The 624-nt window shown below is 40.9% G+C and carries 1 protein-coding gene; it reads left to right on the top strand.

The genetic code is table 11. From position 1 onward, the window contains the following. Positions 1-121: 121 nt before the first annotated feature. The coding region (locus AC0QUY_RS42735; protein ID WP_475391759.1) for a M12 family metallo-peptidase at positions 122-624 on the top strand (503 nt) is incomplete at its 3' end.

Raw genomic sequence — 624 nt, 5'->3', positions numbered from 1 at the left:
ACATTGAAAGGTTTGTCATAAGAACCTATGTATATTTTCCTCTTTTTGGATAGAAAGAAGGGATTTCTAGTTAACTAGACGAATCTTTAGTCTGTTAAAAACTAAGGAGGAAATTTTTCAAATGAAAAAACGGTCTTTATTCTTTACTTTATTGCTTTCTGCAAGTTTAATACCCGGGGCGGCCGGAGTCGCGGAAACGGGCGGTCATGAGCATACTCATGAAACAAAAGGGATTCATAAGGAAGCATTGCCTAAACCTAAGGAAGGTTATAAAGATTTAACAGGCAAAGTTCACATTGAAAAAACAACGAAAACAAAAGTGCTGGATGAGAAAGGAAATGAAACGAGTACGATCACATTTAAAAAGAATGTAAACAACGGTAAATTTTCGACTCAGGCAAGCACGGGCAAGCAAAAGATAAGTGTCCTCGCGGTGGCTGATAAGCAGTACCGGCAGAAACACAAAGACTGGAAAACGAGAATCGTCAACATCGTTGAAGAGGCGGACGAAATGTTTAACCGCGACCACGATATTGATTTTGTCGTGGAAGCTGTTGCCCCATGGAGTTCTTCCGGAAGCAATGCCTCTGACATTCTTGACAACCTGGCGGACAAATTCGAAGG

Source organism: Bradyrhizobium sp. WYCCWR15520 (genome assembly GCF_056174665.1).
The sequence above is the reverse complement of the archived record's forward strand: the minus strand, read 5'-3'. Positions and strand labels throughout refer to the sequence as shown.